The sequence below is a fragment of the Methylothermus subterraneus genome (assembly GCF_054656915.1).
Genome location: NZ_BAAHXK010000035.1, coordinates 1 through 1,069 on the forward strand (window position 1 = coordinate 1; position 1,069 = coordinate 1,069).

Annotated in this window: 1 pseudogene; it reads left to right on the plus strand. The window is 63.3% G+C overall.

The features are described from left to right. Positions 1 to 260: 260 nt before the first annotated feature. Positions 261 to 843 (plus strand): annotated as a pseudogene (locus ACYQ3M_RS11590) (transposase family protein); the annotation flags it as partial. Positions 844 to 1,069 lie beyond the last annotated feature (226 nt).

The window sequence follows — 1,069 nt, forward strand, 5'->3', positions numbered from 1 at the left end:
TGGTGGTAAAACTCCGGGAGCCATCGGTCTAACTTAGGCATGGAGCCTGACACCCTCCAGCGTCCGCTGCGCTCCCGCTTCCGGGCGCGGCTCATGCCTGGCGTTACATGCGTATAAATACCGATAAGGAGTAGCTGTCGCATCCCGGACGATGATATAGTATCCTCGCGCCACGGTTACCTGCTCGCGCGCAGCGTTCTGGCTGAGCTTTTGGGCCCGCGCCGCGGCAGCAGGGCTGTCTGATACCAGGAGTCCCACGCATGATCACACGACTGCACAAGTGCGCCCGCACCACACCGCGCGTGCGCGCCGAAATCGCCGCCAGCAGCGACTCCATTGCCACACTGGCACAGCGCTAGGGTGTGTCGCCCATGACGGTGCTCAAGTGGAAACACCGCACCGACTTCGAGGACCGGCCCCACACGGCGCACAGGCTGCAAACCACCCTCACACCGGCGCAGCAGGCCATCGTCGTGGAACTGCGCAAGACCTTGTTGCTCTCGCTCGACGATTTGCTGGCTGTTACGCGCAAGTTCATCAACCCGGATGTCGGGGCTGGATCGCTGCCTGAGCCGCCATGGCGTGAGCAACCTCAAAGCACTGCGGCCGCCAACGCCCAAGCCTGCGCACAGCCCGTTTGCGGCGTATGAGCCGGGCTTTGTGCACATCGATGTCAAGTACCTGCCCCCGATGGCCGATGAAACCAGGCGCCGCTCCCTGTTCGTGGCCATCGAGCGCGCCACGCGCTGGGTGTTCGTGCAGGTCAAGCCCGCCAAGACAGCGCGCGCGGCACGCGCGTTTTTGGCCGCCCTCGTGTGCGCCTGCCCCATCCGAATCACCAGATGGGAGCGTTTTGGGTGCACGGCCTGGGCGGCCGGGAGAAAGACCTCTTTTTCCCCATCGCCCACTCGGAAGGTCATACGTTCATCGTGGGAACCACAGGCGCCGGCAAGACCACCCTGTTTCGTTTGTTGATTGCCGTTGAGTCGCCGCCTTCTTATTCATCGCCCCGTCTCTGGGGGCGATGGACAGGATGAGACTCAACCAGCCTCAGCCAGCACGGGAGAAT